The sequence below is a fragment of the Mycobacterium conspicuum genome (assembly GCF_010730195.1).
GTDB lineage: Bacteria > Actinomycetota > Actinomycetes > Mycobacteriales > Mycobacteriaceae > Mycobacterium > Mycobacterium conspicuum.
In genome coordinates, this window is record NZ_AP022613.1 from 4,500,429 (window position 1) to 4,527,402 (window position 26,974).

At 68.1% G+C, this 26,974-nt stretch carries 27 protein-coding genes; 12 read left to right on the forward strand and 15 right to left on the reverse strand.

All coding sequences use genetic code 11. The features are described from left to right. The first annotated feature begins 46 nt into the window (after positions 1-46). Complete coding sequence (locus G6N66_RS30150; RefSeq protein ID WP_139825349.1) at positions 47-178, forward strand: hypothetical protein; 132 nt, start codon at positions 47-49, stop codon at positions 176-178. A 132-nt stretch (positions 179-310) separates the two neighbouring features. On the opposite strand, the gene G6N66_RS20505 is transcribed toward G6N66_RS30150, so the two are convergent. Continuing rightward, on the reverse strand, positions 311-1,075 hold the full coding sequence (locus G6N66_RS20505; protein ID WP_085234414.1) for a 3-hydroxyacyl-CoA dehydrogenase: 765 nt from the start codon (positions 1,073-1,075) through the stop codon (positions 311-313). 13 nt (positions 1,076-1,088) lie between these two features. After that, complete coding sequence (locus tag G6N66_RS20510) at positions 1,089-2,168, reverse strand: CaiB/BaiF CoA transferase family protein (protein ID WP_085234449.1); 1,080 nt, start codon at positions 2,166-2,168, stop codon at positions 1,089-1,091. A gap of 89 nt (positions 2,169-2,257) precedes the next feature. On the opposite strand from G6N66_RS20510, the gene G6N66_RS20515 reads away from it, so the two are divergent. Then, positions 2,258-3,070, forward strand: a complete 813-nt coding sequence (locus G6N66_RS20515; RefSeq protein ID WP_085234415.1) for an enoyl-CoA hydratase — start codon at positions 2,258-2,260, stop codon at positions 3,068-3,070. Between the two features lie 58 nt (positions 3,071-3,128). Next, on the forward strand, positions 3,129-4,457 hold the full coding sequence (locus G6N66_RS20520; protein WP_085234416.1) for an NAD(P)H-binding protein: 1,329 nt from the start codon (positions 3,129-3,131) through the stop codon (positions 4,455-4,457). Here the strand turns inward: G6N66_RS20520 and G6N66_RS20525 are convergent. The 3 genes from G6N66_RS20525 to G6N66_RS20535 are packed head-to-tail and all read right to left on the reverse strand — an operon-like array spanning position 4,420 to position 6,854. Next, positions 4,420-5,142, reverse strand: coding sequence for a CPBP family intramembrane glutamic endopeptidase (locus tag G6N66_RS20525; protein WP_085234417.1), 723 nt, complete (start codon positions 5,140-5,142; stop codon positions 4,420-4,422). The genes G6N66_RS20520 and G6N66_RS20525 overlap by 38 nt on opposite strands. Continuing rightward, positions 5,139-6,293: an NAD(P)H-binding protein gene (locus G6N66_RS20530; RefSeq protein WP_085234418.1), complete on the reverse strand. Its 1,155-nt coding sequence runs from the start codon at positions 6,291-6,293 to the stop codon at positions 5,139-5,141. Before G6N66_RS20530 ends, G6N66_RS20525 begins: the two co-directional genes overlap by 4 nt. Before the next feature lie 36 nt (positions 6,294-6,329). Next, complete coding sequence (locus tag G6N66_RS20535) at positions 6,330-6,854, reverse strand: gamma carbonic anhydrase family protein (RefSeq protein WP_085234419.1); 525 nt, start codon at positions 6,852-6,854, stop codon at positions 6,330-6,332. 58 nt (positions 6,855-6,912) lie between these two features. Between G6N66_RS20535 and G6N66_RS20540 the strand changes: the two genes are divergently transcribed. Genes G6N66_RS20540 through G6N66_RS20550 form a run of 3 tightly spaced genes read left to right on the forward strand, consistent with a single transcriptional unit; the run spans position 6,913 to position 9,575 of the window. Then, entirely contained in the window at positions 6,913-8,031 is a 1,119-nt protein-coding gene (locus G6N66_RS20540) for a type III polyketide synthase (RefSeq protein ID WP_085234420.1), read from the forward strand. Between the two features lie 30 nt (positions 8,032-8,061). After that, a complete protein-coding gene (locus G6N66_RS20545; protein WP_085234421.1) occupies positions 8,062-8,562 on the forward strand; it encodes an isoprenylcysteine carboxyl methyltransferase family protein in 501 nt (166 codons plus the stop codon). Continuing rightward, positions 8,559-9,575, forward strand: a complete 1,017-nt coding sequence (locus G6N66_RS20550; RefSeq protein WP_085234422.1) for an NAD(P)/FAD-dependent oxidoreductase — start codon at positions 8,559-8,561, stop codon at positions 9,573-9,575. Before G6N66_RS20545 ends, G6N66_RS20550 begins: the two co-directional genes overlap by 4 nt. 2 nt (positions 9,576-9,577) lie before the next feature. Here the strand turns inward: G6N66_RS20550 and G6N66_RS20555 are convergent, their stop codons facing one another. The 10 genes from G6N66_RS20555 to G6N66_RS20600 all read right to left on the reverse strand — a co-directional run bounded on the left by G6N66_RS20555 (position 9,578) and on the right by G6N66_RS20600 (position 21,042). After that, positions 9,578-10,378: a crotonase/enoyl-CoA hydratase family protein gene (locus tag G6N66_RS20555; RefSeq protein ID WP_085234423.1), complete on the reverse strand. Its 801-nt coding sequence runs from the start codon at positions 10,376-10,378 to the stop codon at positions 9,578-9,580. Continuing rightward, on the reverse strand, positions 10,375-11,520 hold the full coding sequence (locus tag G6N66_RS20560; protein ID WP_085234424.1) for a thiolase family protein: 1,146 nt from the start codon (positions 11,518-11,520) through the stop codon (positions 10,375-10,377). The genes G6N66_RS20555 and G6N66_RS20560 overlap by 4 nt, the downstream gene beginning before the upstream one ends. Positions 11,521-11,628: 108 nt before the next feature. Beyond that, positions 11,629-12,354, reverse strand: a complete 726-nt coding sequence (locus tag G6N66_RS20565; protein ID WP_085234425.1) for an alpha/beta fold hydrolase — start codon at positions 12,352-12,354, stop codon at positions 11,629-11,631. 21 nt (positions 12,355-12,375) lie between these two features. Then, a complete protein-coding gene (locus G6N66_RS20570; protein ID WP_085234426.1) occupies positions 12,376-13,860 on the reverse strand; it encodes an aldehyde dehydrogenase family protein in 1,485 nt (494 codons plus the stop codon). Between the two features lie 92 nt (positions 13,861-13,952). Continuing rightward, positions 13,953-15,170, reverse strand: coding sequence for a cytochrome P450 (locus G6N66_RS20575; RefSeq protein ID WP_085234427.1), 1,218 nt, complete (start codon positions 15,168-15,170; stop codon positions 13,953-13,955). Between the two features lie 5 nt (positions 15,171-15,175). After that, positions 15,176-16,150, reverse strand: a complete 975-nt coding sequence (locus G6N66_RS20580) for an SDR family oxidoreductase (RefSeq protein WP_085234428.1) — start codon at positions 16,148-16,150, stop codon at positions 15,176-15,178. Then, on the reverse strand, positions 16,143-17,279 hold the full coding sequence (locus tag G6N66_RS20585) for a spirocyclase AveC family protein (protein ID WP_085234429.1): 1,137 nt from the start codon (positions 17,277-17,279) through the stop codon (positions 16,143-16,145). Before G6N66_RS20585 ends, G6N66_RS20580 begins: the two co-directional genes overlap by 8 nt. Before the next feature lies 1 nt (position 17,280). Next, entirely contained in the window at positions 17,281-18,399 is a 1,119-nt protein-coding gene (locus G6N66_RS20590; RefSeq protein WP_085234430.1) for an ABC transporter substrate-binding protein, read from the reverse strand. Between the two features lie 58 nt (positions 18,400-18,457). Beyond that, on the reverse strand, positions 18,458-19,324 hold the full coding sequence (locus G6N66_RS20595; RefSeq protein ID WP_085234431.1) for a CbbQ/NirQ/NorQ/GpvN family protein: 867 nt from the start codon (positions 19,322-19,324) through the stop codon (positions 18,458-18,460). Positions 19,325-19,395: 71 nt separating this feature from the next. Further along, complete coding sequence (locus tag G6N66_RS20600) at positions 19,396-21,042, reverse strand: nitric oxide reductase activation protein NorD (protein WP_085234432.1); 1,647 nt, start codon at positions 21,040-21,042, stop codon at positions 19,396-19,398. A 97-nt stretch (positions 21,043-21,139) separates the two neighbouring features. On the opposite strand from G6N66_RS20600, the gene G6N66_RS20605 reads away from it, so the two are divergent. From G6N66_RS20605 to G6N66_RS20630, 6 genes are all read left to right on the forward strand, one after another. After that, the gene (locus G6N66_RS20605; protein WP_232079371.1) at positions 21,140-21,685 is read left to right on the forward strand and encodes a nuclear transport factor 2 family protein; all 546 of its coding nucleotides are present in this window, start codon (positions 21,140-21,142) and stop codon (positions 21,683-21,685) included. Between the two features lie 10 nt (positions 21,686-21,695). Next, positions 21,696-22,682 (forward strand): SDR family NAD(P)-dependent oxidoreductase, encoded by a 987-nt coding sequence (locus tag G6N66_RS20610; RefSeq protein ID WP_085234433.1) that lies wholly within the window; start codon positions 21,696-21,698, stop codon positions 22,680-22,682. A gap of 9 nt (positions 22,683-22,691) precedes the next feature. Continuing rightward, positions 22,692-23,840 carry an acyl-CoA dehydrogenase family protein gene (locus tag G6N66_RS20615; RefSeq protein ID WP_085234434.1) on the forward strand — a complete coding sequence of 383 codons (1,149 nt, stop codon included), beginning with the start codon at positions 22,692-22,694 and terminating at the stop codon, positions 23,838-23,840. Then, positions 23,837-24,925 carry an acyl-CoA dehydrogenase family protein gene (locus G6N66_RS20620; RefSeq protein WP_085234435.1) on the forward strand — a complete coding sequence of 363 codons (1,089 nt, stop codon included), beginning with the start codon at positions 23,837-23,839 and terminating at the stop codon, positions 24,923-24,925. Before G6N66_RS20615 ends, G6N66_RS20620 begins: the two co-directional genes overlap by 4 nt. Further along, complete coding sequence (locus G6N66_RS20625; protein WP_085234436.1) at positions 24,925-25,572, forward strand: nitroreductase family protein; 648 nt, start codon at positions 24,925-24,927, stop codon at positions 25,570-25,572. The genes G6N66_RS20620 and G6N66_RS20625 overlap by 1 nt, the downstream gene beginning before the upstream one ends. 108 nt (positions 25,573-25,680) lie before the next feature. After that, positions 25,681-26,973, forward strand: a complete 1,293-nt coding sequence (locus tag G6N66_RS20630) for a TetR/AcrR family transcriptional regulator (protein ID WP_085234437.1) — start codon at positions 25,681-25,683, stop codon at positions 26,971-26,973. Position 26,974: the final 1 nt, after the last annotated feature.

Sequence of the window (26,974 nt, forward strand, 5' to 3'; positions counted from 1 at the left end):
ATGGTGACTCAAAGATTCCTTAATGGCGGGCCATACGCTCAGTGTCATGTGGATCGACGACTCCAGTGCAGACGTCATCAAGGCTGACTTCGAGGCCCTCTACCACGGCGACATGCTGGTGGAAGGCGTGACCTCCGAGCAGTTCGAAGACTGGCAACCGCTGCCGACGGCGAGCTGAGCGGACATGGGCCTGTTTACCCGGCTACTCATAGCCGACCCCACCATCATCCGTTGGTTCCGTCGATAAGCGATTTGCTGTAGCGAGCGAGCCCCCCGCCACGCGGGGGGCTTTTCGTTTCGCCAGTCCCGATCAGCGGGGCGCCATCCGGATGGCGCCGTCGAGCCGGATGACCTCACCGTTGAGCATGGGGTTTTCGACGATGTGCACCGCGAGCGCGCCGTACTCGTCCGGGTCGCCCAGGCGGGCCGGGTGCGGCACCTGCTTGCCCAGCGACTTCTGCGCCTCCTCGGGCAGCGAACCCAACAGCGGGGTCTTGAACAGCCCCGGCGCGATGGTCACCACCCGGATGAGCTCGCGCGACAGGTCGCGGGCGATGGGCAGCGTCATGCCGACCACGCCACCCTTGGACGCCGAATAGGCGGCCTGGCCAATCTGGCCCTCGAACGCGGCGACCGAGGCCGTGTTGATGATGACGCCGCGCTCCGGGCTCGTCTCGGGCCCGATCGGTTCGGTCTTGGCGATGCGTTCGGCGGCCAACCGCAGCACGTTGAACGTGCCGATCAGGTTGACCCCGACCACCTTCTTGAACCCGTCGAGCGGGAACGGGCCGTCCTTGGACAGCGTCTTGATGGCGTTGCCGATGCCCGCGCAGTTCACGTTGATGCGCAGCGGGCCCAGCGACTCGGCCACATCCAGCGCGCCGCCGACGGCGTCCTCGTCGGTGACGTCGGCCTGCACGAACCGCGCGCGATCCCCCAGTTTGGCGACCGCCTCCTCGCCCCGCAGGTCCAGCACCACCACCTGGGCCCCGGCGTCCAGCAGCCGCTTGGTGGTGGCCAGGCCCAGCCCCGACGCGCCGCCGGTGACGACCGCTACGGCGTCCTTGATCTCCATGTGAATCCCTTCTCTATGTCCAGTCGCTCAGTATCGCTTCGACGTCGCTCGGCGCCGCCGCACGCGGCGTCTCGGGCGCCGTGCGGGAGAACCGCGGGGCCGGCCGCGGCTGCAGGCCGCCGTTCACCTCGTAGAAGGTGTTCCGCTCGGTGATGTGCGGCTCGCTCTCGACCTCGCCGAACGCCAGCACCGGCGTCACGCACGCGTCGGAATCGGCGAACACCTTGGTCCAGTGGTCGCGGTCGTGGGCGCCAAACGCGGCGGTGAAGACGCCCCGCAGTTCGGGCCAGCGGGTGACGTCGTTCTGCTTGGGCAGGGTGGCCGGGTCCAGACCCAGGCCGGCCAACATGGCCGCATAGAACTGCGGCTCGATGGCGCCGACGGCGACGTAGCGGCCGTCGGCGCACTCGTAGGTGTCGTAGTAGGGCGCGCCGCTGTCGAGCATGTTGGTGCCGCGCTCGTCGGACCACATCCCGGACGCGCGCATCTGCCACATCATCTGGACCAGCACGCTGGAGCCGTCGACCATCGCGGCGTCGACGACCTGGCCCTTGCCGGACGTCTGCCGTTCCCACAGCGCCGACAGGATGCCGACCAGCAGGAACATCGAACCCCCGCCGAAGTCACCGACCAGGTTCAGCGGCGGGACGGGCCGCTCGCCGGCCCGGCCGATGGCGTGCAGGATGCCGTTGAGCGAGATGTAGTTGATGTCGTGGCCGGCCTGCTGGCTGCGCGGGCCGGTCTGGCCCCAGCCGGTCATCCGGGCGTAGACCAGCCGCTCGTTGACCTTGGCGCAGTCCCCCGGGCCCAGGCCGAGGCGCTCGGTGACGCCGGGGCGGTAGCCCTCGATCAGCACGTCGGCCTTGGCGACCAGCTTGAGCACCAGTTCGCGGCCGGTGTCGGACTTGAGGTCGGCGGTGACGATGCGCCGGTTGCGGCTCATGGCGTCCTTAACCACCCCCCCGGGGCTATCGGACGGCCGGTCGATGCGCACCACGTCGGCGCCCAAGTCCCCCAAGATCATCGACGCGTGCGGACCCGGTCCAATGCCGGCCAACTCGATGACCCTCAACCCGCTCAGCGGTCCCGCCATGATGCGCCCTTTCATCTGCTTTGACGACCGTTCGCATCTTCGCAGCCGCCCCGCACGCCCCTGCACCCCGGTCACCTACTCTGAGCGTCATGCCGGATTCGGGAATCGCCTCGCTTGCCCCAGTCGCAGGTCTCGACGTCACGCTGAACGACGGCGTGTTGTCGGTGACCATCAACCGACCCGACAGCCTTAACTCGCTGATCACCCCGGTGATCACCGGGATGGCCGATGCGCTGGAACGGGCCGCCGTCGACCCCGCCGTCAAGGTGGTGCGGCTCGGCGGCGCCGGCCGCGGCTTCAGCTCCGGGGCGGGCATCAGCGCCGAGGACATGTCGGGCGGCGGGGGTGCCCCGCCCGACGAGATCATCCTGGAGATCAACCGCCTGATCCGGGGCATCGTCGCGCTGCCGCACCCGGTGGTTGCCGTGGTTCAGGGACCGGCGGCCGGCGTCGGGGTGTCCATCGCCCTGGCCTGCGACGTCGTATTGGCTTCGGACAAAGCGTTTTTCATGCTGGCGTTCACCAAGATCGGGTTGATGCCCGACGGCGGCGCGTCGGCGTTGGTCGCCGCCGCGGTCGGGCGCATCCGGGCGATGCGGATGGCCCTGCTGCCGGAGCGATTGCCGGCCACCGAGGCGCTGGACTGGGGTCTGGTGAGCGCGGTCTACCCCGCCGAGAGCTTCGACGCCGAGGTCGACAAGGTGCTCGCGAGGTTGGCGGCCGGCCCCGTGGTGGCCTTCGCCAAGACCAAGGACGCGATCAACGCGGCCACCCTGACCGAGCTCGAGCCCGCGCTCGAGCGCGAATTCAAGGGCCAGTCGGTCCTGCTGCGCGCCCACGACCTCAAAGAGGGCACCACGGCATTCCAGGAGAAGCGCGCGCCGGTGTTCACCGACAGCTGATCGCTTTTGGGCCGGCGAAAACGGGCAATCCTTCCCTGACCAATCGAGGGAGGAATCGATGCTGCGTTGCCTGGTGACGGGTGCGACCGGCTATATCGGCACCAGACTGGTGCCGCGCTTGCTCGACGAGGGCCATCAGGTGCGCGCGTTGGCCCGCAACCCGGCGAAGCTGGCCGACGTGCCCTGGCGCGAGCGCGCCGAGGTGGTGCGCGGCGACTTCGCCGACGTCGACTCGCTGACCGCGGCGTTCGACGGCGTCGACGTCGTCTACTACCTGGTTCATTCGATGGGGTCGGCGAAGAATTTCGCCGCGGAGGAAGACCGCGCCGTCGCCAATGTCGTCACCGCCGCCCGACGGACCGGGGTGCGCCGCATCGTGTATCTGAGCGGCCTGCATCCGGACAACGCCGCACTGTCGCCCCACCTGCGCTCCCGCGCCGCGGTGGGCGAGGCCCTCATCGCGTCCGGCATCGAGACCGCGGTGCTGCAGGCCGGCGTCGTAATCGGTTCGGGCTCGGCATCTTTCGAGATGATCCGGCACCTTACCGACCGGTTGCCGGTGATGACCACGCCGAAGTGGGTGCACAACCGGATTCAGCCGATCGCGGTGCGCGATGCGCTGCATTATCTGGTGGCCGCGGCGACCGCGTCGCTGCCGTCGTCGCGCACGTGGGATATCGGCGGACCCGACGTGCTGGAGTACGGCGACATGATGCGGATCTACGCCGAGGTCGCCGGGTTGCGCACGCGCCGGTTGATCGTGCTGCCGTTTCTGACGCCGACGATCGCCAGCCTGTGGGTTGGAACGGTGACCCCGATCCCGCCCGGGCTGGCCCGCCCGCTGATCGAATCGCTGGAATGCGATGCGGTGATGCGCAATTCGGATGTGGACAGCATCATCGAGCCGCCACCGGGCGGCCTGACCGGTTACCGGCGTGCGGTGGAATTGGCGCTGCAACACGAGACACGCGGTCTGCCCACCTGGGACGCGCTGACCGCTGAACCTGCCGAGCCGCTGCCCAGCGACCCGGATTGGGCCGGCGCGGTGAGTTATACGGCGGTGCAGACGGCCACGATCGCCGCGGGGCCCGACGACGTCAGGAAGGTGGCCGAGGACGTCGCTCACGGGAGTCGGTGGTATGCGATCGCGGGCCGCCCGGTGCACCTTCGCCCCCTGGGGCGGTCGTGGGTCGACGTCACGGTGGCGCCACGAGAGGGCGGCGGCAGCGAGTATGTGCAGCGCGCCGGCTTCGTACCGCGCGGCCTGCCCGGCCGAGTGTGCTCAGTCCTATTGCGGCCCTTGCACATTGCCGCGCTGCGGGCGCTGACGCGCGACGTCGAGCGAACCGTCACTCACCGAACAGCGGGGGCAGCGCAAGCACCATGATCAGGCCCCACACGAAGTGGGTCAGCATCGGCGCCAGGACGCCGCCGCTGGCCCGGCGCTCCAACGCGCAGACGGTGCCGAGGATGATCGCGGCGAAACCCAGCATCGGGTTGCCGCTGGCCAACGTCACGGCCGTATACACGATGGTGGAAATGATCAGCGGTTGATGCCGGCCCAGCGCGGTGTAAAGCGCACCGCGGAAAAACATTTCCTCGGCGAGCCCGTTAACCACGGTGATGAGCGCGACCAGCGGAAGCCAGCCGTGATGGGCATAGGAGAGCACCCGGGCGATCAAGTCCGCGACGGCCGGGATCTCCCGGGCGACCAACCCGCCCAGCATGAAGACGCCGCCCAGCAGCACGCCGATCGTCGTGCCCGAGATGACCGGGCGTTGGTTGCGGCCACGCCAGTTGATGCCGCCCAGATGCAGCGGACCGGAGATGACCGCACCCACGGCCCACACCGCCGCCAACGCCAGTGTCAGCCAGTAGAAGTCCGACCCGCCGGGTTTGCTCCGCAGCGAAATCCCCAACACCACGGCGCCGGCCAGTAGCGTGACGCCGACCACGATGCGCCGCCGCAGCACGACGCCGGGCGGTTCATTATGTGGCACAGCAACATTGGTGATGGCACGGCGCAGCTCGGGCAGCACGCCGGTGCGGTAGGGCGCGCCCGTTGCGCTCATGCGAACCGCACCTTCGGGGTCAGGGTGACCAGGATGTCGAGATATGTTCGCAGCGCGCCCGCGAGCGGGCCGGGAACCAAATTCACCAATCTCAAGGTGGGCCGCGCGATCGGCGGAGTCACCGCGCGGGCCAGCCGCCGGATGCGCAGCGCGTCGCCGCCGGCCCACACCGGATCGGTGTCGGCGAGGTGATGGGGATCCTCCAACGCGTTGACCGGCCGCGGCGGTTGGTTCGTCTGCGCCAGGGCCCGTTCGATCGCATCCTCGACGCCCAGCAGCCCCCCGGGCGGATCGGGCACCCGGTCCCGCAGGCCGCTGCCGGAAGCCACCATCGGATGATCGAGCGACTCGACCAGGTCACCGGCCAGCCCTTGGGGCACCGGCAGCGCGACCCCGGTGATCAGCGACGCCACCGCCGTGTCGATCGGCACCCGCACACTCGCGTGCCACCGGCCGGAGATGCGCGCGTAGGTCTTGAGCAGGGCGCGGTAGGACGTGGTGTCCGGCCCGGCGATGTCGTATTCGCCGGCCGGCACCTGCTCGGGGTCGGCGGCGGCGACCAGGTAGTACAGCACGTCGCGGATGGAGATGGGTTCGATCGGGTTGTCCATCCAGCCGGGCATCGGCATGACCGGGAACCGGTCGCCGACGTAGCGCATCATCTCGAACGATGTCGATCCGGCGCCGATGATGATCGCCGCGCCCAGCCACACCAGCTCCGGGCCGCCCTCGATTGTCAGGGCCTCGGCCACTTCGGCCCGGCTGGTCAGGTGTTGCGACAGCACGTCGTCATGGGGCACGAAGCCACCCAGGTAGACGATGCGCTGCACACCGGCATCGCGGGCCGCGGCCGCGACATTGGCCGCGGCGGTTCGGTCGGCGTCGCGGAAGCCGGGCTGACCAATCCCGTGCACCAGGTAATACACCACGTCGACCGGGCCGGCGGCGTCGCGCGACAGGGCAAACGCCGAGTGCGCCGACACCTCGTCGGAGGCGTCGAGGCTGACCGGTATGACGTCGTCGAACCAGCCGAAGCGCTTGAGGCGGGCCGGGTTTCGGCTGGCCGCCACAACCTGATGGTTGTCCGCCAACAACGCGGTGACAAGGCGCGATCCCACATAGCCGGTGGCGCCGGTGACCAGAATCCGCACCCATCCAACCTAGCCCGATGAGGACGAGTCCAAACCTCAGCCGCTCGCCTCCCGGTGCACATCGAGCAACCGCCGGTACACCTCGGCGTTGTACCGGTTGTTCGCGGCCTCGGCCGCGCTGAGCTCGCGCTGCACGCGACCCGGCACCCCCGTCACCAACGACCGGGCCGGGATCACCATGCCCTGCGGGACCAGCGCGCCGGCCGCCACCAGCGCGCCGGCGCCGACCTGCGCGCCGTTGAGGACGACCGCGCCGGCGCCGATCAGCGCGTCGTCTTCGACGGTGCAGCCGTGCACGACGGCGTTGTGGCCCACCGTCACGCCGGAACCGATGCGCACCGGGAATTCCTTGTCGACGTGCACGGTCACCCCGTCCTGAATGTTGCTGCCGAACCCGACCTCGATCTGTTCGGCTTCGGCTCGCAGCGTTGCCGAGTACCACACGCTGACCCGGGCGGCCAGGACAACCTGCCCGATGACACTGGCGGTGGGCGCCACCCAGGATTCGGCGTGCAGTTGGGGAGTGTGGCCTCGAATCGAGACGATCAGCGGCGCAGACATGGCCTGATCGTAGGCGTTCGCTTTGAACCCATCCGCCGGCGACGACGTAACCCCCTACATGAATACATTCACAGGGGGGGATTCGGCGGGGGCCGGTTCCAAAAGACCGGCACCAACCACAAACACAGCAGATCCGTTCGTCGCGGGAGTTGCTGTCAAGTTTCCGCCGAACCGGTACACGCAAAAGGAGGCCATCCGGGCGCTGACGGATTTCGCCGGCCCGGAGTTTCAGCGGTTCGCGATGAGCAGCGGGGTTGAGTTCCGGAATATCGCGCTGCCGCTGTCGCGCTACCGCGAGCTCGACGGCTTCACCGACGCCAACGACGCCTACATCGAGGTGGCTCTCGACCTGGCCGAGCAGGCGCTGCTGGCCGCGCTGGACCAGGCCAAGGTGAAGGCGTCGGAGATCGACATCATCTTCTCGACGACCGTCACCGGCCTGGCCGTGCCCACGCTGGAGGCGCGGCTGGCCGCCCGCGTCGGGCTGCGCCCGGACGTCAAACGCATTCCCCTGTTCGGCCTGGGCTGCGTCGCCGGCGCGGCCGGGACGGCGCGCATGCACGACTACCTGCGCGGCTATCCCGACCAGGTCGCCGCGCTGATCGCGGTAGAGCTGTGCTCGCTGACCATCCAGCGCAAGGACACCTCGATGGCCAACCTGGTCGCTACCAGCCTGTTCGGTGACGGCGCCGCGGCCGTCATCGCCAAGGGCGGCGCCCGCTCGGGCGGGAGTTCGCGCGCCACGGGCCCCCGGGTGCTGGCGACCCGTAGCCGCATTTACCCCGACACCGAAGAGGTCATGGGGTGGCGGATCGGCAGCGAGGGCTTCCGGATCGTCTTGTCGGTCGACGTGGCGACCGTGACCGAGAAATACGTGGGCGAAGACGTCCGCGGGTTCCTGGAAGACCACGGACTGACCCCCGAAGACGTGAGCACCTGGGTTTGCCACCCCGGCGGCCCGCGGGTGATCGAGGCGGTCGAGCACGCGCTGGACCTGCCCGACTCGGCCCTGGATCACACGCGAAACTCGTTGCGCAGCAACGGCAATTTGTCTTCGGTGTCGGTGCTGGACGTGCTTCGGGCCAACATGGCCGACCCGCCCGCGCCGGGTTCGATCGGGCTTATGATCGCGATGGGTCCGGCCTTCTGCTCGGAACTCGTGCTGCTGGCCTGGTGACCGGCTCGGCGAGCCTGGGATAGTAGATCCATGTATTACCTGTTGATCCTCGCGGTCGGCATCGAGCGCGTGGCCGAACTGGTGGTATCCAAGCGAAACGCCGAGTGGTCTTTCGCCCAGGGCGGCAAGGAGTTTGGCCGCACGCACTACGTCGTGATGGTCGCCATCCACACCGCGCTGCTGGTGGGCTGCGTCATCGAGCCGTGGGCGCTGCACCGCCCGTTCATCGGCTGGCTCGGCTGGCCGATGCTCGGTGTGGTGGTGCTGAGCCAGGCACTGCGCTGGTGGTGCATCACCACGCTGGGCCGACGCTGGAACACCCGGGTGATCGTGTTGCCGCACGCGCCGTTGGTGCGCGAGGGCCCCTATCGCTGGCTGCACCACCCGAACTATGTTGCAGTGGTGGCCGAAGGGTTCGCGCTGCCGCTGGTGCACACCGCATGGCTGACCGCAACCGTTTTCACGTTCGCGAACGCGTGGCTGCTGTCGGTGCGTCTGCGAGTGGAGAACCAAGCGTTGGGTTACACGTGAGCACCTTCGATGCCGACCTGCTGATCGTCGGGGGCGGTCCCGCGGGGCTGGCCACCGCGCTGCACGCGCGTCGGCACGGGCTTTCGGTGATCGTGGCCGAGCCGCGGGAAGGCCCGATCGACAAGGCCTGCGGCGAGGGACTGATGCCCGGCGGATTGGCCGAGCTGACCGCACTGGGCGTGGACCCGGTCGGTATGCCCTTTCGCGGAATCGCCTATGTGAGTGAACGTCAGCGCGCCGAGGCGCGGTTTCGCACCGGGCCGGGCCGCGGCGTGCGCCGCACCACGCTGCATGCAGCGTTGGAGGCGCACGCGAAAGAGCAAGACACCGAATGGATTCGAACGCGGGTGACCGGCGTCGAGCAGGACGCAAACGGGGTGACGGCCGCGGGTGTGCGCGCGAAGTGGTTGGTGGCCGCCGACGGGCTGCACTCGGCGGTGCGGCGCTCCGTCGGGATCACGGCGACGGCCGGGACACCGCGGCGCTACGGGGTGCGTTGGCACTACCGGGTGCCGGTGTGGTCGGAGTTCGTCGAAGTGTATTGGTCCCGTTGGGGTGAGGCCTACGTGACACCGGTCGAACCCGACCTGGTCGGGGTCGCCATCCTGTCGGGCGGACGACCCGACCTCGCCTGGTTCCCGCGATTGGCCGAACACCTGCAGGGTGCCAGTAACGGCCACCCACGCGGCTGCGGCCCACTGCGACAAGTGGTTTCGCGCCGGGTCGCCGGACGCGTGCTGTTGGTGGGCGACGCGGCGGGCTACGAGGACGCCCTGACCGGGGAGGGCATCAGCCTGGCCGTCAAGCAAGCCGGCGCGGTGGTCAACGCCATCGTCGATGACACCCCGGCGTCGTATGAGGTTGCGTGGCAACGGGTTACCCGCAATTACCGGCTGCTCACCCGCGGGCTGGTGCTGGCCACCACCCCGCGCGCGGTCCGACGCGCCGTCGTTCCGGCGGGCGCACGACTACCCAAGGTGTTCGGGCGCGCGGTGAACATCCTGGCGAGCTGAAGTTAACGCGCCTTCCAGACCGGTTCGCGCTTCTCGGCGAACGCCAACGGTCCCTCCCTGGCGTCCTCGGACTTGATCAGCGAACGCATCTCGTTCATGGTGCGCCGCCAGCCCGCTTCGTCGGCCGTGATGACGCCGTCGTCGACGCCATACGCGATGCGCTTACTGGCCTGCACCGACAGCGGGGCGTTGACGGTGATGCGGGCCGCCAGCGCCAGCGCCGCGTCCAACACGGTGTTGTCCGGACCCTCCTTGACCACCTGGTTGATCAGGCCCCATTCCCAGGCGTCGGAGGCGGTCAGCGGCTCACCGGTCATCAGCAGCTCCATCGCCACCTTTTGGGGCAGCTGGTTCACGATCCGGAAGACCCCACCGGCGGCGGCGACCAGCCCGCGCTTGACCTCCGGCAGCCCGAACTGGGCCAGCTCGTGGGCCACCACCAGGTCGCTGGCCAGCGCCAATTCGGTACCCCCGCCCAGTGCGGTGCCGTTGACCGCGGCGATGGTGGGCTTGTCGATGAAGTGCTGCACGTAACCGGCGAAGCCCCACTCGGGGTGTTCGGGATGGTAGAGGTTTTCCCGGCGCGCGATGGCCTTGAGATCCGCTCCGGCGCAAAACGACTTGTCGCCCGCGCCGGTGATCACCACGGCACGCACGTCGGGGTCGCGCTGCGCCTCCTCCAGCGCGTTGCCGACACCGATGCTCACCGCGGCGTTGACCGCGTTGCGGGCCTCGGGCCGGTTGATGGTGATGATCAGGACGTTGCCGGAGCGGTCGACCAGGACCGCGTCAGCGTCCGTCACAGCAATTCCACGATGGTGGCGTTGGCCTGGCCGCCGCCCTCACACATCGTCTGCAGGCCGTACCGAATCCCCTTGTCCCGCATGTGATAAAGCAGCGTGGTCATCAGGCGCGCCCCCGAACCGCCCAGCGGGTGGCCGAGCGCGATGGCGCCGCCGTTGGGGTTGAGCTTCTTCTCGTCGGCGCCGATGTCCTTAAGCCACGCCAGCGGCACCGGCGCGAACGCCTCGTTGACCTCATACGCCCCGATGTCGCCGATGCTCAGGCCGGATTTCTTCAGCACCTTCTGGGTGGCCGGGATCGGCGCGGTGAGCATGATCACCGGGTCGGCCGCGGCCAGCGTCGCGGTGTGCACCCTAGCGAGCGGCTTGAGCCCCAATTCCTTTGCCTTCTCGGCGGACATGAACAGGAGCGCCGCCGAACCGTCGGAGATCTGCGAGGAGTTGCCGGCGTGGATCACGCCGTCCTCCTTGAACGCCGGCTTGAGCGAGGCCATCTTCTCCATCGGGGTGCCGCGGCGGATGCCTTCGTCCTTGAGGACTACGTTGCCGTCCTGATCCTTGATGCCGACGATCTGGTCGTCAAAGGCACCCGAATCCTGTGCGGCGGCGGCCTTTTCGTGTGAGCCCAGGGAGAACTCGTCCAGCGCGGTGCGGTCGAGTCCCCACTGCTCGGCGATCATCTCGGCGCCGATGCCCTGGTTGGGCGTCTGCTGGTAGCGGTCCTTGAAGCCCCGCGGGTACGGGTTGCCGCCGTTGGCCAGCGACGCCCCCATCGGGGTCCGCGACATCGACTCCACACCGCCGGCCACCACGACGTCGTAGTGCCCGGCCACCACGCCGGCCGCGGCGAAATGGATGGACTGCTGGCTGGAGCCGCACTGGCGGTCGACGGTCACGCCCGGGACGCTCTCCGGCCAGCCCGCCGCCAGCAGCGCGGTGCGGCCGATGTCCAGGGCCTGCTCGCCGGCCTGGCTGACGCAGCCCCAGATCACGTCGTCGACGAGCCCGGGGTCGATGCCGGCCCTGTTCACCAAACCGTTGAGCACCTGCGCGGACAGGTCGGCCGGGTGCACGCCGGACAGCCCGCCGTTGCGCTTGCCGATCGGTGAACGTACAGCCTCGACAATGACGGCTTCAGCCATGATGGGGTCTCCTTTGACACTGATTCTTTGCGTCGATTGTCGACCAACGCGTTGGGCGGGCGGGCGGCGGGGTGGCTTTCTTAGCTCGGCTAGCTGAAACGCACCGGGCTAGCCCGGCTGGGACGCCACCTGCATCAACTTTTCGGCCACCCAGTCCGGCGCGGTGATCATCATGTCGTGGCCGGTGTCGAGATCCCACACCCGACCGTCGGCCTTCCGCCGCAGGCCCTCCACATCGCGCCAGTACATGTACTTCGTGGTGCACAGATGCGACTGCGGGATCCGGGCGAGCGCGGCCTGATTGGTCAGCCGCAGCGGCTGCTCGAAGCATTTCCACGGGTGCGGCGTCAACCGCGCTTTCATCCACTCGAACTGGACAGGGTCGCGGACCCCGTAGTGGCGCACCGCGTTATCGGTTGGGTACAAACACATTTCGACACCGTCGACGATGCGGCTCTGGGCGCGCGCCGCGGCCATCATCTCGGGAGCCTGGTCGACGAGCGTCTCGCCGTCGGCCGGTGTCGCGGCGTCAAGGTAGACGAGATGGCCGACGCGGTCCGGCGCGCGGTCGGCGGCGCCGGTGATCACCATGCCCCCGTAGCTGTGGCCGACCAGGATCACGTCGCGCAGGTCCTCGAAATGCAACAGGTTGACGATATCCGTGATATGACAGTCCAAGTCGACGCCGGCGGCGAACAGATGTGCGCGCTCCCCCAGTCCGGTCAGCGACGGCGCGTACACCTCGTGGCCGGCCGAGCGCAGCAGCCGCGCGACCGGTTGATAGCACCAGCCGCCGTGGCCGCCACCGTGCACCAAGACATAGGTGGCGGCCATGGTCCCTGCTCGACTCGCGACTTAGACCGCGGGGTAGGCGACGGACTTGATCTCGGTGTACTGGTCGAAGCCGGCGACACCGTTCTGCCGTCCCACGCCGCTCTCCTTATAGCCGCCGAACGGGGTGTCGGCGCCGTACGGCGCGCCGCCGTTGACACCCATGAAGCCGGCCTTGATGCGGCGGGTCACCGACAGCGCACGCTCGAGCGTGCCGGCAAACACGTTGCCCGCCAACCCGTACACGCTGTCGTTGGCGATCCGGATCGCGTCCTCCTCGTCCTCGAACGGGATGACCGACAGCACCGGACCGAAGATCTCCTCCTGCGCGATCGTCATCTTGTTGTCGACGTTGGTGAACAGCGTGGGCCGGATGTAATAACCCTTGTCGAAACCGGTGGGCGCATCGGGGCCGCCGACCAGCGCGGTCGCACCCTCCTCGACACCCTTCTTGATGTAGCCCGTCACCCGGTCGAACTGGCGTTGCGAAATCACCGGCCCGCACAGCGTTCCCGGGTCCTGGGGGTCGGCGCAGGTGACGTTCTCGTAGATGTTCTTCAGGATCTCCACGCCCTCGTCGTAGCGGGACCGCGGCAGCAGCAGCCGGGTGGGGTTGGCGCAACCCTGACCGGCGTGCATGCACGGCGCGATGCCCACCATGCAGGCCGTGCCGAAGTCGGCGTCCTCCAGCACGATCGTGGCCGACTTGCCGCCCAGCTCCAGGAACAGCCGCTTCATGGTGGCCGCGCCCTTTTCCATGATCCGCTTGCCGACCACGGTCGAGCCGGTGAACGAGATCAGGTCGACCTTCGGCGACAACGTAAGTTCTTCGCCCACAAAGTGATCCGACGCGGTGACGACGTTGACGACGCCGGCCGGGATGTCGGTCTTCTCGGCGATCAGCCGGCCCAGCCGGGTCGCGTTGAACGGGGTGTTGGGCGCGGGCTTGAGCACGACGGTGTTCCCGGTGCCCAGGGCCTGGCCGAGCTTGTTGAGGGTGACCTCGAAGGGGAAGTTCCACGGCACGATGGCGCCGACGACGCCGACGGGCTCGCGCCACACCTTGCGGGTGGTCAGCGTGCCGGTCAGGCTGATCACCTTGTCGCCCAGGTCGGTCTCCCAGGCGTACTCGTCGATCAGCCGGGCCGGGTACTTCAGCCCGTCTTCGAGCGGGGCGTCCAGCTGGGGGCCGAAGGTGATCGCCCGCGGCGAACCGACCTCGAGGATCAGCTCCTCGCGCAGCTCGTCGATCTCGGACACGATCGCGTCGTGCAACTGCAACAGACAACGCTTGCGCAGCTCCTTGTTGGTCGACCAGTCGGTCTCGTCGAAGGCGCGCCGGGCGGCGTCGATGGCCCGGTGCATGTCCTCCTTGGACGCGTCCGCGACCTCGCCGAGCGGCTCCTCGGTGGCCGGGTTGATGTTGGTGAAGGTGCCGGCCTGGCCATCGACCAGCTTGCCGTCGATCATCATCTTCGGCTCGAACCGGACCTTTACAGTGTCAGCCATATCTGTTCAGCTCTCTTTTGACGAGGCGCTGCTCAGAGCGCCGGGACGTGGACAGGCCATCCTCAAACTAGCCGATTAGCAAGCTCCCGTGTTCACTGGGCGTCGAACAGCACCGGCACCGCGGTCGGGGACCGGAAAACCTGCCCGCGGATGTGTGGGTCGTCGGCGTCGGGATCCAGCCGCAGATTCGGCAGCCGATCCAGCAGCAGGTTGATCGCGGTGCGCATTTCCAGCCGGGCCAGATGCATGCCGAGGCAGACGTGCACACCGTGCCCCCAGCCCAGATGCGCCCGGGCCTCCCGATGGATGTCGAACTTGTCCGGATCGGGATAGCGATCTTCTTGGCGGTTCGCCGAACCAAGCATCGGCATCACGGTCGCGCCGGCCGGTATCGCCACGCCGCCGAGTTCGGTGTCGCGCGTCGCCACCCGGGTGATGGTCAACAGCGGTGATTCCCACCGCACGCCCTCCTCGATAGCCTGGGGCAGCAGCGACCGGTCCGCGCGGATGGCGTCCAGCTGCGCCGGATCCGACAGCAGCGCCAACAGCAGGCTGCCCAGCGACCGGTAGGTCGTCTCGACGCCGGCGGGCAGCAGCAGTCGCAGGAACGAGAAGATCTCCTCGTCGGCGAGCTTTTCCCCGTCGATCTCGGCCGCGGCCAGCGCGCTGATCAGGTCGTCCTTCGGTTCGGCCCGGCGGGCCTCGAGGATGGGCGCGAAGTAGTCGCACAGGGCTGCCGAGGCGGCAAGCCCGCGTTCGGGGTTCATCAGCCAGCTCAGCAGCGAGATCGACCAGCGCTGGAATTGCGGATAGTCCTCTTCCGGCAAACCCAGCAGCCCCGCGATGATCTGGCTCGGGTAGTCGAAGGTGAATTCCTTGACCAGATCCGCCTTGCCGTTGGGCGCGAACTTGTCGATCAAGCCGTTCGCCACGCGGCCGACCAATTCGTCCTGCCAGCGCGCTAATGACTTCTGCGAGAACGCCTTCGACACCAATGACCGCAACCGGCCGTGGATCGGCTCGTCCATGCCGAGCATGACCCCTTCGCCCAGCACGGGGCCGAACGCGGCGATGACAGCGGAGGAGGAAAACGTCTCGTTGTCGCGCAGCATCTGCTGGATGTCCTCGTGGCGATACACGATGAACATCGGCAGGGATTCCTCGTGCGGCAGCGCTCCCGAGGTCTCGAGCCGCTGCACCGGTTCCTCCCGGCGCAGCCGCGCCAGCTCGGTGTACGGGTCACGCACGTCACCGGAGATGGCTTCGTCGAACGCGCCGAAGTCCTCCAGGTCGTCGAAAAGCTGTTCCATTACTGCTACCCCTTCTTGTTGCGGCGAGCCGCCAAGCGCTGTAACACCGGCTGCGGAATCACCCGCGCGGCAAGGACCATCGCCTTTTGCGCCGTCGTCAGTGGCCATGCCCCGTCCCGCATCGTGCCAAAGCGCGGTATGCCCAGCGCGACCCGCGACATGTGATGCATCCCGGTCGGCGGCAGAATCCGATTGGCCACCAACAGCATCGACGCATCCGGGCCCACCCCTCGGCGCCGAAACGCCGCGGTGTCCGCGAGCGCCCTGACCAATCCGTCGGTGAACCGCTCGGGCGCACGAGCGAGGCCGACCGCGAACCGGCCGCGGCTGTTCATCGTCTGGTGGATCCGGGCATAGGGCCCGTCGAAATTGCGGTCGTCGGTGGTGCCGGCATCGGTGATGATCTCGGTGTCGTACATGCCGGTCACCAGGATGCTGACCCCGAGACCGAACGGCGCGATCTCGCCCGCCATCGACTCGCCCCAGCGCTCCAGCGCGCCTTTGGCCGCGGAATAGGGTGCGGTGCCCGGCTGACCACGCACCCCGTTGGCGCTGGAGACCAGCACGATGCGGCCCTCGCCCGCCGCCCGCATGGACGGCAACAGGGCCTTGGTCAGTTCCACCGGACCGATGACGCTGGTGGTAAACATGTTCTGCCACAACGTCGTATCCGCCTCCTCCACCATCCCGGCGGCGGAGATCCCGGCGTTGTGCACGATGGCGTACGGGGCGCCGACGGCCTCCTCGATCGCCTTGGCCGCCGCGGAGATCGACCCGATGTCCAACAGGTCGAGCTGGACCCCGATCAGCCGATCATCGTCATCGGCGGCCCGGACCGCTTGCCGCAGCAGCGGCAGGCCCTTCTCGGGGGTGCGCATCGCGGCGACCACCCGCCAGCCTTCGCGGTAGAGGCGGACCGCCGAGGCGGACCCCAGGCCGCGGGACGCGCCGGTGATGACGACGGCGCGCGGCTCAGCCATTCTTGCTCGCACAGGGTCCCTGACCCGGCGGCGGTGGGTCGACGTGCGGCCGCCCGTTGGGCTCCCCGCTGGCCCAGGTCGACCAGATGCCGACCGAGAACGGGCCCTGTGCGCCGGCCTTCTCGTAAAAGCCTTGTGGATCATAGACTTTGGCCTCCGGATAGGGCCACGGGCAGGCCACCGAAGTCGCCGCGTGGCTGGCCTTGATGGCCCAGAACCAGGCGCCGTAGGCGAAGTAGGAGATGTTGATGATGGCGAACATCACCAGGAAGGTGCCGAGCACGGGGCGGCTCGGGAACATCTTCGCCTTCGCGGCCAGCTTCTCGGCGACCGATTTACCGGTGTCGTCGCGGTAGCACAGGATCGCCGCCGGCACCATCACGAAGGTCACCGAGAACGACTCCCAGATCAGCGGGAATTGGAATGTGGTGCCGGTGAATACCGAGCCCCACGGAATGACCTGGGAGTAGATGTACATGCCGGCGTGCACGAGCTGGATCTCCAGCCACGCGTCGAAGATGAAACCGATCACGCACGTCAACAAGCCCAGGCTCACCAGCGGGTGCCGCGACACGAAGGCGTCGGGTCCGTATTTGGCCTGCAGCTTGCGCAGGATCCAGATCGCCGGGAAATAAGGGCCGAAATAGAAAGTCACGTAACCCAATACGACGAACGGTTCGACGGTCGGCGAGATGGACACCAGCGGCCACGACTCGGGCCAGTGGATGAGGTCGGGGTTGTAGACGGCGAACGGCGACCAATTCATGATCGGGTCCTGCCACACGATCAGCGTGGTGCACAAAAACATCAGCATCACCGGGCTGCCCGGATTGCGCCGCCAGCCGCTGATGAACACCACCAGCAGCACCAGCAGCATGATGCACGTGGAGATGTGCAGGAACGTGATGTAGTCCAGGCCAAAGAGGAACTTCACCGGGCGCGGCCGGCCTACCACGTTCGGGTTGGCGACGCGCGGATCCAGGGCCACACGACAATTCGCGATGAAGAACAGCGCGAACGCCGCCAGGGCAGCCCCGGCTATCCAGCCGCCCCAGCCGCGCTTCTTGGTTGCGCCCGGCGGTGTGGGTTTCTCGTCGGCTTGTAGCGGTGCGGATTGCTCGGTGGACATCTCAGCCTTCCTCTCCGAAACGATCGACCAGATGCGAGTTGACGCCGTCGGCATCGAGGGTCCGGGCCACCAAATAGCCGGCGCCCATCCAGGCGCGGCGGGTCCACTTGCCGAAGGACACCCGGGTGCCGGGAGCGCCGGACGCGGCGGGCATCATCTTGACCCGCTCCAGCGCCTCCTTGACGCCGCGCGGGCTGAGCGGATGCGAGTCGGAAAACGCACGCACGAGCGTGGCCGCGACGTCGCGGTTGACTACCGAGACGCAATATTCGGGGCGGCTGCCGTTGTATTTCTTGGCGTAGCGGTCGAGGAAGTCCTGGCCGATCTGGTTTGCTTCGTCGTACTGATCGACCCCGGTCCAGCCCATGAAGGCGTTCCACATGATCGGGTTCACCCAGGCGTTCTGCCATGCCGTGGTGCTGAATCTCGGTGGGTCCCAGTCGACGGCTTCCAAGGCCGGGTTGATGAAGACGATCCCGAAGCCGAAGCCCAGGTGGACGATCGCTTCGGCCTTGGCGTCGTGCAGGGTGCGCACGGCTCCGTTGATGTCCTGCGCGGTCTGCGCGACCGCCACTTCGGCGACGATCCGAATCCCCTTGCGCTGGCACGCACTTCGCAGATTCTTCAGGTAACTCTGCCCGATGAGGCTCTGCTCCATCAGGACGCCGATCTCGGTGAGTCCCCGCTTGCCGAGCAGGTCCGCGATGAAGATCGGCTCGTCGGTCATCGATCCCTGCGGGAAGGAGAAGGTCCACTCGCCCAACCAGTCGTCGGTGCCGGTGACACTGATGGCCGGGACCTTGAACCGCTCCTCGATCGCTTCGCGGGTGGGCACGCAGTTGTCGGTGATGTGCGGCCCGAACACCACCAGGCAGCCTTCGTCGACGAGTTCGCCGTAGGCGTCGATGACCGACTTGACCGACCCCTTGGGCAAACCCTCCACCTCGCGGTAGATCATCCGCACCGGCCGATCGAGCACACCCTGTTCGACGGCCTCGTCGAAGACCAGGTCGAAAGTCTGGGTGAACGAGGCGCGCAGCTCCTCGGGGAACCCGGGTGGCAGCGTGAAGTCCATCAGGTAGCCGACCTTGATGGGCTCAGCGGTGCTCTCGTAGGACATCCGACCTCCTGGGTAGTAACCTAAGATTTGTTCTGCGCGCCGCGGCGGGATCGCAGTGTCAAGCGCCCGATCCCCCGCCCAGATAGACGTCGATCATCTCGTTGAGGCCCCTGCCCACGGCCGAATCGTCGGTGAGCGGGCCCGCGATCGCCGCGCGCGCCGCCTCCGGCGCGGACAGCCCCTCCGCGATCAGCCGGCCCGCGGCGATGAGCACGCGGGTCGACGCGACCTCGCGTAAACCGCCGGTTTCCAGGCGGCGGATGGCCTGGCCGAAGCGCACCAATTCGGCCGCGGTGGACCCGTTTACGCCCGCCTCGTGCGCGACGATCCCCTCCTCGACATCGGCTGCCGGGAAACCGAATTCGATGGCGACCATCCGCTGGCGCGTCGAATCCTTGAGATCCTTCAGCACGCTTTGATAGCCCGGGTTGTACGACACCACCAGGCCGAATCCTGGCGCGGCGTCCAGCGTGACGCCGAGACGCTCGATGGGCAGCTGGCGGCGGTGGTCGGCGAGCGGATGCAGCACCACCGTGGTGTCCTGCCGGGCCTCGACCACCTCGTCCAGGTAGCAGATCGCGCCCTCGCGCACCGCCCGGGTCAGCGGGCCGTCCACCCACACCGTCTCGTCGCCGCGCAGCAGATAGCGGCCGACCAGGTCCGCGGTGGTGAGGTCGTCATGGCAGGCCACGGTGATCAGCGGCCGGCCCAGGTCATGCGCCATCGCCTCGACGAACCGGGTCTTGCCGCACCCGGTGGGACCCTTCAGGACCAGCGCCAGGCCCTGCCGGTAGGCCGCCTTGAAGATGGCCTCTTCGTTGCCGATCGCCTGGTAGTAGGGCCGCACTGTGTCTTTCTCCGAACCTTCCCCGTCCGCCTCGGACGGGGCGCCGTTCCGGTAAGCGATCCCGGACTCGTTGGCCATAGCGTCCCTTCTGCCGTCCGCCGCACTGCGGTGTTCCGAGCCTAACCCGGAACAGATGTTTGTTTCAATCTTCATGACACCCTCCGGCGCACCTCGACCGAACGCAGCGCGGACCGGAACAGCGGCCCGATCACGCCGGCCAGCTGATCGGGGCGCGCGATCGTCGCGTGCGCGGTGCTGCCGAACACCGCGCGCAGCGAGCGCCGCTCGCTTTCGGAGGCCCCCGCTCCAATGGTCAGGCACACGCAGCCGGTGCCCCGGCGGCGGGCCTCGACCAACGCGCGACGCGCGTCCGCGGCCCCGTAGGGCCTCTCGTAGCCGTGGTCGTAGGCCAGCCCGTCGGACAGCACCACCAACAGCCGCCGCGACGTACCCCCGCGCGCCTCTAAGACCGCCGAGCCGTGGCGGATCGCCGCGCCGAGGCGGGAATACGCTCCGGGCTCTAAGCTGTTGAGCCGTCGCATGATTCGGGCGTCGAGGTGATCGTCGAACCGTTTGACGGGCACCATGCTGACCGCCCCCCGACCCTGCGAGTAATACGCGTAGAGCGAGACCCGGTCGCCGAGGTCGTGCAGCGCGACGGTCAGGTTGGCCACCGCCGCGCGCTGTTGTTCGTGCACCGTCCGCCCGACCGTGCCGGGCTCCGCCGTCGACCCCGACACATCGAGCAGGAGCAGCACCGACAGGTCACGTCGGCGCCGCAGGCTGTCCAGGTACACCGCCTCGTCGGGCACCGATCCGGCCCGTACTTCGACGCGGGCTTCCACGGCCGCGTCGATGTCGATGTCGTCGCCCTGCGACTGCCGGTGCCGGCGGTGCAGACCCATACCGAGCCGGGACAGCGGGCGTCGCACCCCGATCGCGCCGTCGATCGCCTGCGTGGCCGTCACCTTGATCGTCGGCTCGACCTCGCGCACGGTGCACCACGCGGGCCGGTACGCCTTGCGGGTGACGTCCCACTCCGGGTATTTCACGCCGTCCGCGGCGACCTCGTGATCGTTGATATCCTCGCCCGGCGTCGAGGCCAGCGACGACACCGCATGCAGTCCACGCTTCGACGAGTTGGTGCGATGCGTCGGGCTGTCCGCGCCGGGTGGGCCGCCGCCGCTGCCGGTCTTGCGCTGTGACGACAGCAGCTTCTTCAACCACTTGCCGATGAAGCCGCCCCCGCCGACCGGGCTGCTGAACAAGTCGGGATCGTCGGAGTCGTCGACCTGCGTGTCGTCCAACTCCTCGAGTTCCTTGTCGCCGCGTTTGGCCGGGACATGTTGCACCTCATCGTGCTGTTCGGCCACCCGCGCGCACGCGGCCAGCACCTTTGCCGCCCGGATCACGCCGAAACCGGGCGCCGGGTCGCCAATCGGGTCCCGCCCGGTCGCGATGCTCAGCGACTCGGTGGGCGAGCCGCTGCGGCGCGCGATGTCGGGGTCGCCCATCGACGCGAGGCTGCCCGGGAGCAGGTGCGCGTTGCTGACCAGCGCCCGGTGACCCTCGATCGCCAGATAACGCCTGGCCAGCCGCGGGTGGCGGACCAGCGGGCGCACGACGTCGGGCTTAAGGCTGCCGGCGGCGATCAGCGACGCCTGCACCGCGATGGCCGGGAGTCGCCCCGCGACCGAGCCGTCGACGTAGATCGTCTGACCGTCGGTCCATGACGGCTCGCCCGCCGGCAGTTCGGCAACGGCGACGGCCCGGCCCGCCAGCGCGGAGGCGAGCATGCCCAGAGATTGCAAACGAACGCCCCGCCTTCGTTGACCAAATATCTGTTCCACCGTAGAGTCCGGTTCGGCCGGGGTCAATCGGATCGGGGACAGCGTGGACGACGAGGAGCTCAGAAACCAGGTCAGGCTGCTGACCGACCGTTCGGAGATCTGGGACTGCATGCAGCGCTACGCGCGCGGGATCGACCGGCAGGACCGCGCGCTGCTGCGCTCGGCCTACCATGACGGCGCCGTCGATGACCACGTCGGATTCGTGGGCGTCGTCGACGATTTCATCGATTGGGCGCTGGCGTATCACAGCACGCAGACGCGATACCAGCACTATCTGCTGAACCACACGGTCGACATCGATGGCGACGAGGCGCACGCCGAGACCTACTACCTGTTCGTCGGGACCGACCGCGAACCGGCGAATCACCTGACGATTTCCGGCGGTCGCTACATCGATCGCCTGGAGCGCCGCGACGGACGGTGGGCGATCGTCGACCGGGTCTGCCTGGTCGAATTCATGGACGAATCGCAGTCGCTGCTCACCGACGAAGCCATCGCCGCCGTCGCGGGCGCGCGCACCCCGCACCACGGCCCGACTGACCCCTCGTACGACCGCCCGTTCACGGCGGCGCGGGCGGTCAATCGCTAAGGGGGACAGCATGATTGACTTCACCGACCGGGTGGCCGTCGTCACCGGGGCCGGCCGGGGTCTCGGGCGGCTGTACGCGCTCGACCTGGCCCGCCGCGGTGCCGCGGTGGTGGTCAACGATTTGGGTGGCTCGATGGCCGGCGATGGTTCCGACTCCCGCGTCGCCGACGACGTGGTCGACGAGATCACCAGGGCCGGCGGCACGGCGGTGGCCTCGTATGACTCGGTCGACAGCCTGGCCGGCGGCCAGGCGATCGTCGACGCCGCGCTGGACGCCTTCGGTCGGCTCGACGCCGTGGTCAGCAACGCGGGCATCTTCGGCAGCGTGCCGTTCGAAGACCTCTCGGCGGACGCGTGGGCCCGGATGCTGCGGGTCCATCTCGATGGCGGCTTTTACCTGGCGCAGCCGGCGTTTCGCGTGATGAAGAACAACGGCGGCGGCAGGTTCGTGTTCATCTCATCGTCGGCCGGGATCTTCGGTCAGCCGATGGAGGCGCATTACGCCGCGGCCAAGGCCGGCCTGGTGGGCCTGACGAACGTGATCGCGATCGAGGGTGAGGCGCACGGCATCCTCGCCAATTCGGTTATGCCTACCGGCTTCTCGCGCATGGTCACCGAAACCGTCGGGGACGAGAAGTTCCTGGCCGAATCGGGCTTCATGCGGGCGATCCGCCCCGAACTCGTCGTGCCCCTGGTGACCTTCCTCGCCAGCACCGCCTGCACGTTCACGCATCGGAACTATTCCGCGTCCGCCGGGCGCTATGCTCGCGTGTTCGTCGGCCTGAGCGAGGGCTGGCTGGCGGAGCTGGAGGACGGTGCGAGCCAACCGACCGCCGAGGACATCGCGGCGCATCTCGAGCAGATCTCCGCGACCGAAAGGTTCATTGTGCCTACCTCGATCGTCGACGAGGTGCTGGAAGTGTGCGAGCGACGCGGCATCAGCGCGATGCCCGGCAATGCGGAGGTAGCATTCCCGGAACCCCAGCGCGGACTGTAAGAAAGAACAGTGGACTTCTCCTATCCAGCGGAAGTGGAACAGTTCCGCGCCGAGCTGCGCGACTGGCTGTCCGCGAACCTGACCGATGAGCTCATCGCCGCCCGCCGACCCGCCGGCCGCGACGACGCGGCGTTCGAAACGCTGCGCGGCTGGAACCGGACGATGGCGGACGCGGGATGGGCGGCGGTGTCCTGGCCCCGCGATTACGGCGGCCGCGGCGCGACGGTCCTCGAGCAGCTGGTCTACACCGAGGAAACCACCCGGGCTCGGGCGCCGATGCCGCTCAACGTGATTGGGCTGAACAACATCGCGCCCGCGATCATGCAGTACGGCACCGAAGACCAGAAGAAGACGCTGCTGCCCCGCATGATGCGCGCCGACGACATCTGGTGCCAGGGGATGTCGGAGCCGGAGGCGGGATCTGATCTCGCCTCACTGCGCACGAAAGCGGTGCGGGACGGGGACGAGTTCGTCGTCAACGGCCAGAAGATCTGGACCTCGCTCGGGCACCGCGCCGACTGGTGTCAGCTGTATGTGCGCACCGACCCCGATGCTCCCAAGCACCAGGGGATTTCCTGCCTGATCGTCGACATGAAGCTGCCCGGCATCGAGGTTCGCCCGTTGGTCACGCTGAACGGCGACGCCGATTTCGCCGAGGTGTTCTTTCACGACGCCCGGGTGCCGGCCAGCGCGTTGCTGGGTCCGCTGAACGGCGGCTGGGGGGTGGCCACCACCACGCTCAGCCACGAGCGTGCCGGCGCCGCCCGGTTGTACGCCGAGATGCAGGTGCGGCTCGAAGAGCTGGTGGATGACTTCGCCGCCGCCGACGCCGGTCTGCTCGACGATCCCGTGACGCTGCGCCGCCTTGGTGAAATCGCCGTTCGCATAAAGTATCTCGAAGTCCTGTGCCAGCGATCGATCTCGGCGACTCTGCACGGGGGTGATCCATTCGGGTCGGCCAGCCTGGCCAAGACCGTGTGGGGTGAAATCGGGCAAGAACTGGCGGCTTTGGCCTTCGACGTGCTGGGTGACCGTGGTGCTGGCGCGGTGTGGGCCAACTACCGCCTCACGTCGCGCTCGCTGACCATCGCGGGCGGCACGACCCAGATCAACAAGAACATCACCGCGCAGCGCGTATTGGGGTTGCCTCGAAAATGAACCTCGAACTCACCGAAGAACAAGTGGCGCTGCGCGACACCACCCGGCGCTTCCTCGCTGAGAAGGCGCCGATTTCGGGCCACGTGCGCCCGTTGCTCGACGATGCCACCGGCACCACCGAAGCGGTGTGGCGTGGCCTCGCCGACCTCGGCACCACCGGCCTGCTGGTGCCCGAAGACCATGGCGGCGCCGGCATGACGATGGTCGAGGCCGGCGTCATCGCCGAAGAACTTGGCGCCGCACTGCATCCCGGGCCGTGGTTGTCGACCGCGGTCGCCGCCCCCCGCGCGCTGACCCGCCTTGGCGCCGCGTCGCCCAAGCTGTTGGCCGGGATAGCCGAAGGGACGACGATCGCCACCGTCGGCTTCTTGGATGGGGGGAATTCCTCGGTGGTGTCCGACGGGACCGTGCTGCGCGGGGAGATCGGCGCAGTACCCGACGCCGCAGCCGCCGACGTCTTGCTGATCCTCGCCGAAGATGCCGAAGGCACCGGGCTTTTCGCCGTGCAGGCCGATGCGCCCGGTCTATCGCTAACGCCCGAACGCGGTATCGATCAGACGCGCAAGGAGTTTCGCGTCGCGCTGGACTCCGTACCCGCCCAGCGGCTGGCCGCGGCTTCGTCGGAGGCCGTGACGGCGGTGGTTGACGACTTTCTGATCGCCGCCGCCGCCGACGCGCTCGGCGCGGCGCGGGCGGTCATGGACCTCGCAGTCGAATACGCCAAAGCCAGACAACAATTCGGCCAGCTGATCGGCTCGTTTCAGGCGGTCCAGCACATGTGCGTGGACATGTATGAGACCGTCGAGATGGCTCGCAGCGGCGTGATCCACGCGCTGTGGGCGGCAGATGCCGACCTGCCCGCCGAGGACAGGCACCTGGCGGCGGTGCGCGCAAAGGCGTTCGCCGGGCGGCTGGCCACGGTGGGCGACACCGCCATTCAGGTGTTCGGCGGCATCGGCTACACCTGGGAACACGACGCTCATCTCTACCTCAAGCGCCTGCTGAGCTGGAGCGCTCTGCTCGGCGGACCCGATCGTTACCTCACCGAACTCGGTAAGCACTTGACGGCGAGGGCCAACCGATGATGGACGCTGATTACCTGCTCAACAACACCCGCTCGGCACGCAAGACACTCGATCTGGACGCCTCGGTCGAACTCGCCGATATCCGGGAGTGCCTGCGCGTCGGGCTGCAGGCCGCCAACGGGTCGAATCAGCAGAACTGGCGGTGGCTGGTCGTCGCCGACCCTGCGGTGCGGGCCGAGATCGCCGAGCTGTACCGCAAGGCCTACCTGCTGCGGGTGGGCGGCGAGCTATTCGCCGACAAGATGCCGCCCGGCACCGCGGCAACCCGCCTGATGTCGTCGACGGAGTGGCTGGTCGTCAACATGGCGAAGGTGCCCCTGCTGGTAATCCCGTGCTACGAGGCCTATTTGCCACGCATCGACGGGGACGAATCGTTTCACCTGGCGACGCTGTACGGCTCGATCTTCCCGCCGGTGTGGAACTTTCAGCTGGCCCTGCACACCCGCGGCTACGGCACCTGCATCACCACGCTGCACCTGCAGTACGAAGCCGAAGTCCGCCAGCTGCTGGGCATCCCGGACACCTATGTCCAGGGCTGCCTGCTGCCGGTAGGACGGCTACGCGCCGGGCATACCTTCCGGCCGGCGCTCCGAAAGCCCGTCGAGGAGGTGGTCGCGCTGGACCGTTGGGATGGACCGCCGCTATAGGATGGGCAGATCACGGCGGTAAGCAGCGCCTTTCTGCGGGGGCGGTTTGATAGCCTTTACCAAAGATTTGGTTCGAGGTATTTCCGGCGCTGGGAGGACTGGCTAGCCATGGCCAAAGCCGATGCCCTGGCCGAGGGCCGACGGTCGACGGCCGGCGGCGCGGACGACGGGACGCGTCGGACCGAGATCCTGCAGACCGCGGCCTCCCTGATCGCCTCGTCGGGCCTGCGTACCTCGCTGCAGGAAATCGCCGACGCGGCAGGCATTCTCCCCGGCAGCCTGTATCACCACTTCGAGTCCAAAGAAGCGATCCTCATCGAGCTGATCCGCCGCTACCAGGACGACCTGAATCGCATCGGCCTGGAAGCCCAGGCGAGGCTGGACGAACCCGACGACCGCCCCGTCTCGGAGAAGATCATCGAGTTGGGTTCGACGATCGCCAGATCCGCGGTGCAGCACCGCGCCGCCCTGCAGATGTCGTTCTACGAAGGGCCGAGCGCCGACCCCCAGCTCATCAAGCTGACCCGGCAGCAGCCCGTCGCGATCCAGGAAGCCATGCTGCAGACGCTGCGTGCCGGCCGCTGGAGTGGATACATCAAACCCGACCTGGACCTGCCCACCCTGGCCGACCGGATCTGCCAGACCATGATGCAGGTCGGGCTCGACGTCATGCGGCACAACTCGCCGACCGACCAGGTGGCCGGGCTGCTGTGCCGGATCATCTTGCAGGGGTTGGCCGCTCAGCCGGCCACCGACGCGGCGTTGGACCGGTCCGAGGCGTTGGCGGCCGCGACCGAGGTCGTCAAGACCTGGGCCGACGACAACGAGGCCGATGCCCGCGACAAGGCCGCGCACGTCCGCGCGGTGGCCCGCGCAGAGTTCGGCCGCAAGGGCTATGAGGCCACCACCATCCGGGATATCGCGGCGGCGGCGGGCCTGGGGACCGGCACCGTCTATCGGGTCATCGGATCCAAGGACGAGCTTCTCGACTCGATCATGCGGTCCTTCGGCCGCAAGGTCGAGGCCGGCTGGGTCGGCGTGCTGCGCACCGACGCGACACCCGCGCAGAAACTGGACGCACTGAGCTGGGTCAACGTCAACGCCCTGGATCAGTTCTCCGACGAGTTCCGAATCCAGCTCGCCTGGATGCGGCAGTCACCGCCGACCGCCAACCCGGGCTGGTCGTACCCCACCCGGCTGCGTCAGATGAAATCGCTTCTCGCCGAAGGGATCCGGTCGGGCGAGATCCAGATCGGCGCGCCATCGACCGCGATGCTGGCGCGCTGCGTCATCGGGCTGCAGTGGATACCGGAGAACATCCTGCGCGCCGTCGGCAAACGCGCGGCGCTGATCCATGTGCGCGACACCGTGCTGCGCGGCGCCGCGGTCCGTGACGGCTGAG

Excerpts from the sequence above, each read along its gene's own strand:
- G6N66_RS20610 (WP_085234433.1), top strand. The coding sequence starts at position 21,696 with ATGATTGACTTCACCGACCGGGTGGCCGTCGTCACCGGGGCCGGCCGG.
- G6N66_RS20570 (WP_085234426.1), bottom strand. The coding sequence starts at position 13,860 with ATGGCTGACACTGTAAAGGTCCGGTTCGAGCCGAAGATGATGATCGAC.
- G6N66_RS20625 (WP_085234436.1), top strand. The coding sequence starts at position 24,925 with ATGGACGCTGATTACCTGCTCAACAACACCCGCTCGGCACGCAAGACA.
- G6N66_RS20525 (WP_085234417.1), bottom strand. The coding sequence starts at position 5,142 with ATGAGCGCAACGGGCGCGCCCTACCGCACCGGCGTGCTGCCCGAGCTG.
- G6N66_RS20515 (WP_085234415.1), top strand. The coding sequence starts at position 2,258 with ATGCCGGATTCGGGAATCGCCTCGCTTGCCCCAGTCGCAGGTCTCGAC.
- G6N66_RS20505 (WP_085234414.1), bottom strand. The coding sequence starts at position 1,075 with ATGGAGATCAAGGACGCCGTAGCGGTCGTCACCGGCGGCGCGTCGGGG.
- G6N66_RS20575 (WP_085234427.1), bottom strand. The coding sequence starts at position 15,170 with ATGGAACAGCTTTTCGACGACCTGGAGGACTTCGGCGCGTTCGACGAA.
- G6N66_RS20545 (WP_085234421.1), top strand. The coding sequence starts at position 8,062 with ATGTATTACCTGTTGATCCTCGCGGTCGGCATCGAGCGCGTGGCCGAA.
- G6N66_RS30150 (WP_139825349.1), top strand. The coding sequence starts at position 47 with ATGTGGATCGACGACTCCAGTGCAGACGTCATCAAGGCTGACTTCGAG.
- G6N66_RS20600 (WP_085234432.1), bottom strand. The coding sequence starts at position 21,042 with ATGCTCGCCTCCGCGCTGGCGGGCCGGGCCGTCGCCGTTGCCGAACTG.
- G6N66_RS20540 (WP_085234420.1), top strand. The coding sequence starts at position 6,913 with ATGAATACATTCACAGGGGGGGATTCGGCGGGGGCCGGTTCCAAAAGA.
- G6N66_RS20510 (WP_085234449.1), bottom strand. The coding sequence starts at position 2,168 with ATGGCGGGACCGCTGAGCGGGTTGAGGGTCATCGAGTTGGCCGGCATT.
- G6N66_RS20535 (WP_085234419.1), bottom strand. The coding sequence starts at position 6,854 with ATGTCTGCGCCGCTGATCGTCTCGATTCGAGGCCACACTCCCCAACTG.
- G6N66_RS20590 (WP_085234430.1), bottom strand. The coding sequence starts at position 18,399 with ATGTCCTACGAGAGCACCGCTGAGCCCATCAAGGTCGGCTACCTGATG.
- G6N66_RS20565 (WP_085234425.1), bottom strand. The coding sequence starts at position 12,354 with ATGGCCGCCACCTATGTCTTGGTGCACGGTGGCGGCCACGGCGGCTGG.
- G6N66_RS20560 (WP_085234424.1), bottom strand. The coding sequence starts at position 11,520 with ATGGCTGAAGCCGTCATTGTCGAGGCTGTACGTTCACCGATCGGCAAG.
- G6N66_RS20520 (WP_085234416.1), top strand. The coding sequence starts at position 3,129 with ATGCTGCGTTGCCTGGTGACGGGTGCGACCGGCTATATCGGCACCAGA.
- G6N66_RS20630 (WP_085234437.1), top strand. The coding sequence starts at position 25,681 with ATGGCCAAAGCCGATGCCCTGGCCGAGGGCCGACGGTCGACGGCCGGC.
- G6N66_RS20595 (WP_085234431.1), bottom strand. The coding sequence starts at position 19,324 with ATGGCCAACGAGTCCGGGATCGCTTACCGGAACGGCGCCCCGTCCGAG.
- G6N66_RS20580 (WP_085234428.1), bottom strand. The coding sequence starts at position 16,150 with ATGGCTGAGCCGCGCGCCGTCGTCATCACCGGCGCGTCCCGCGGCCTG.
- G6N66_RS20620 (WP_085234435.1), top strand. The coding sequence starts at position 23,837 with ATGAACCTCGAACTCACCGAAGAACAAGTGGCGCTGCGCGACACCACC.
- G6N66_RS20585 (WP_085234429.1), bottom strand. The coding sequence starts at position 17,279 with ATGTCCACCGAGCAATCCGCACCGCTACAAGCCGACGAGAAACCCACA.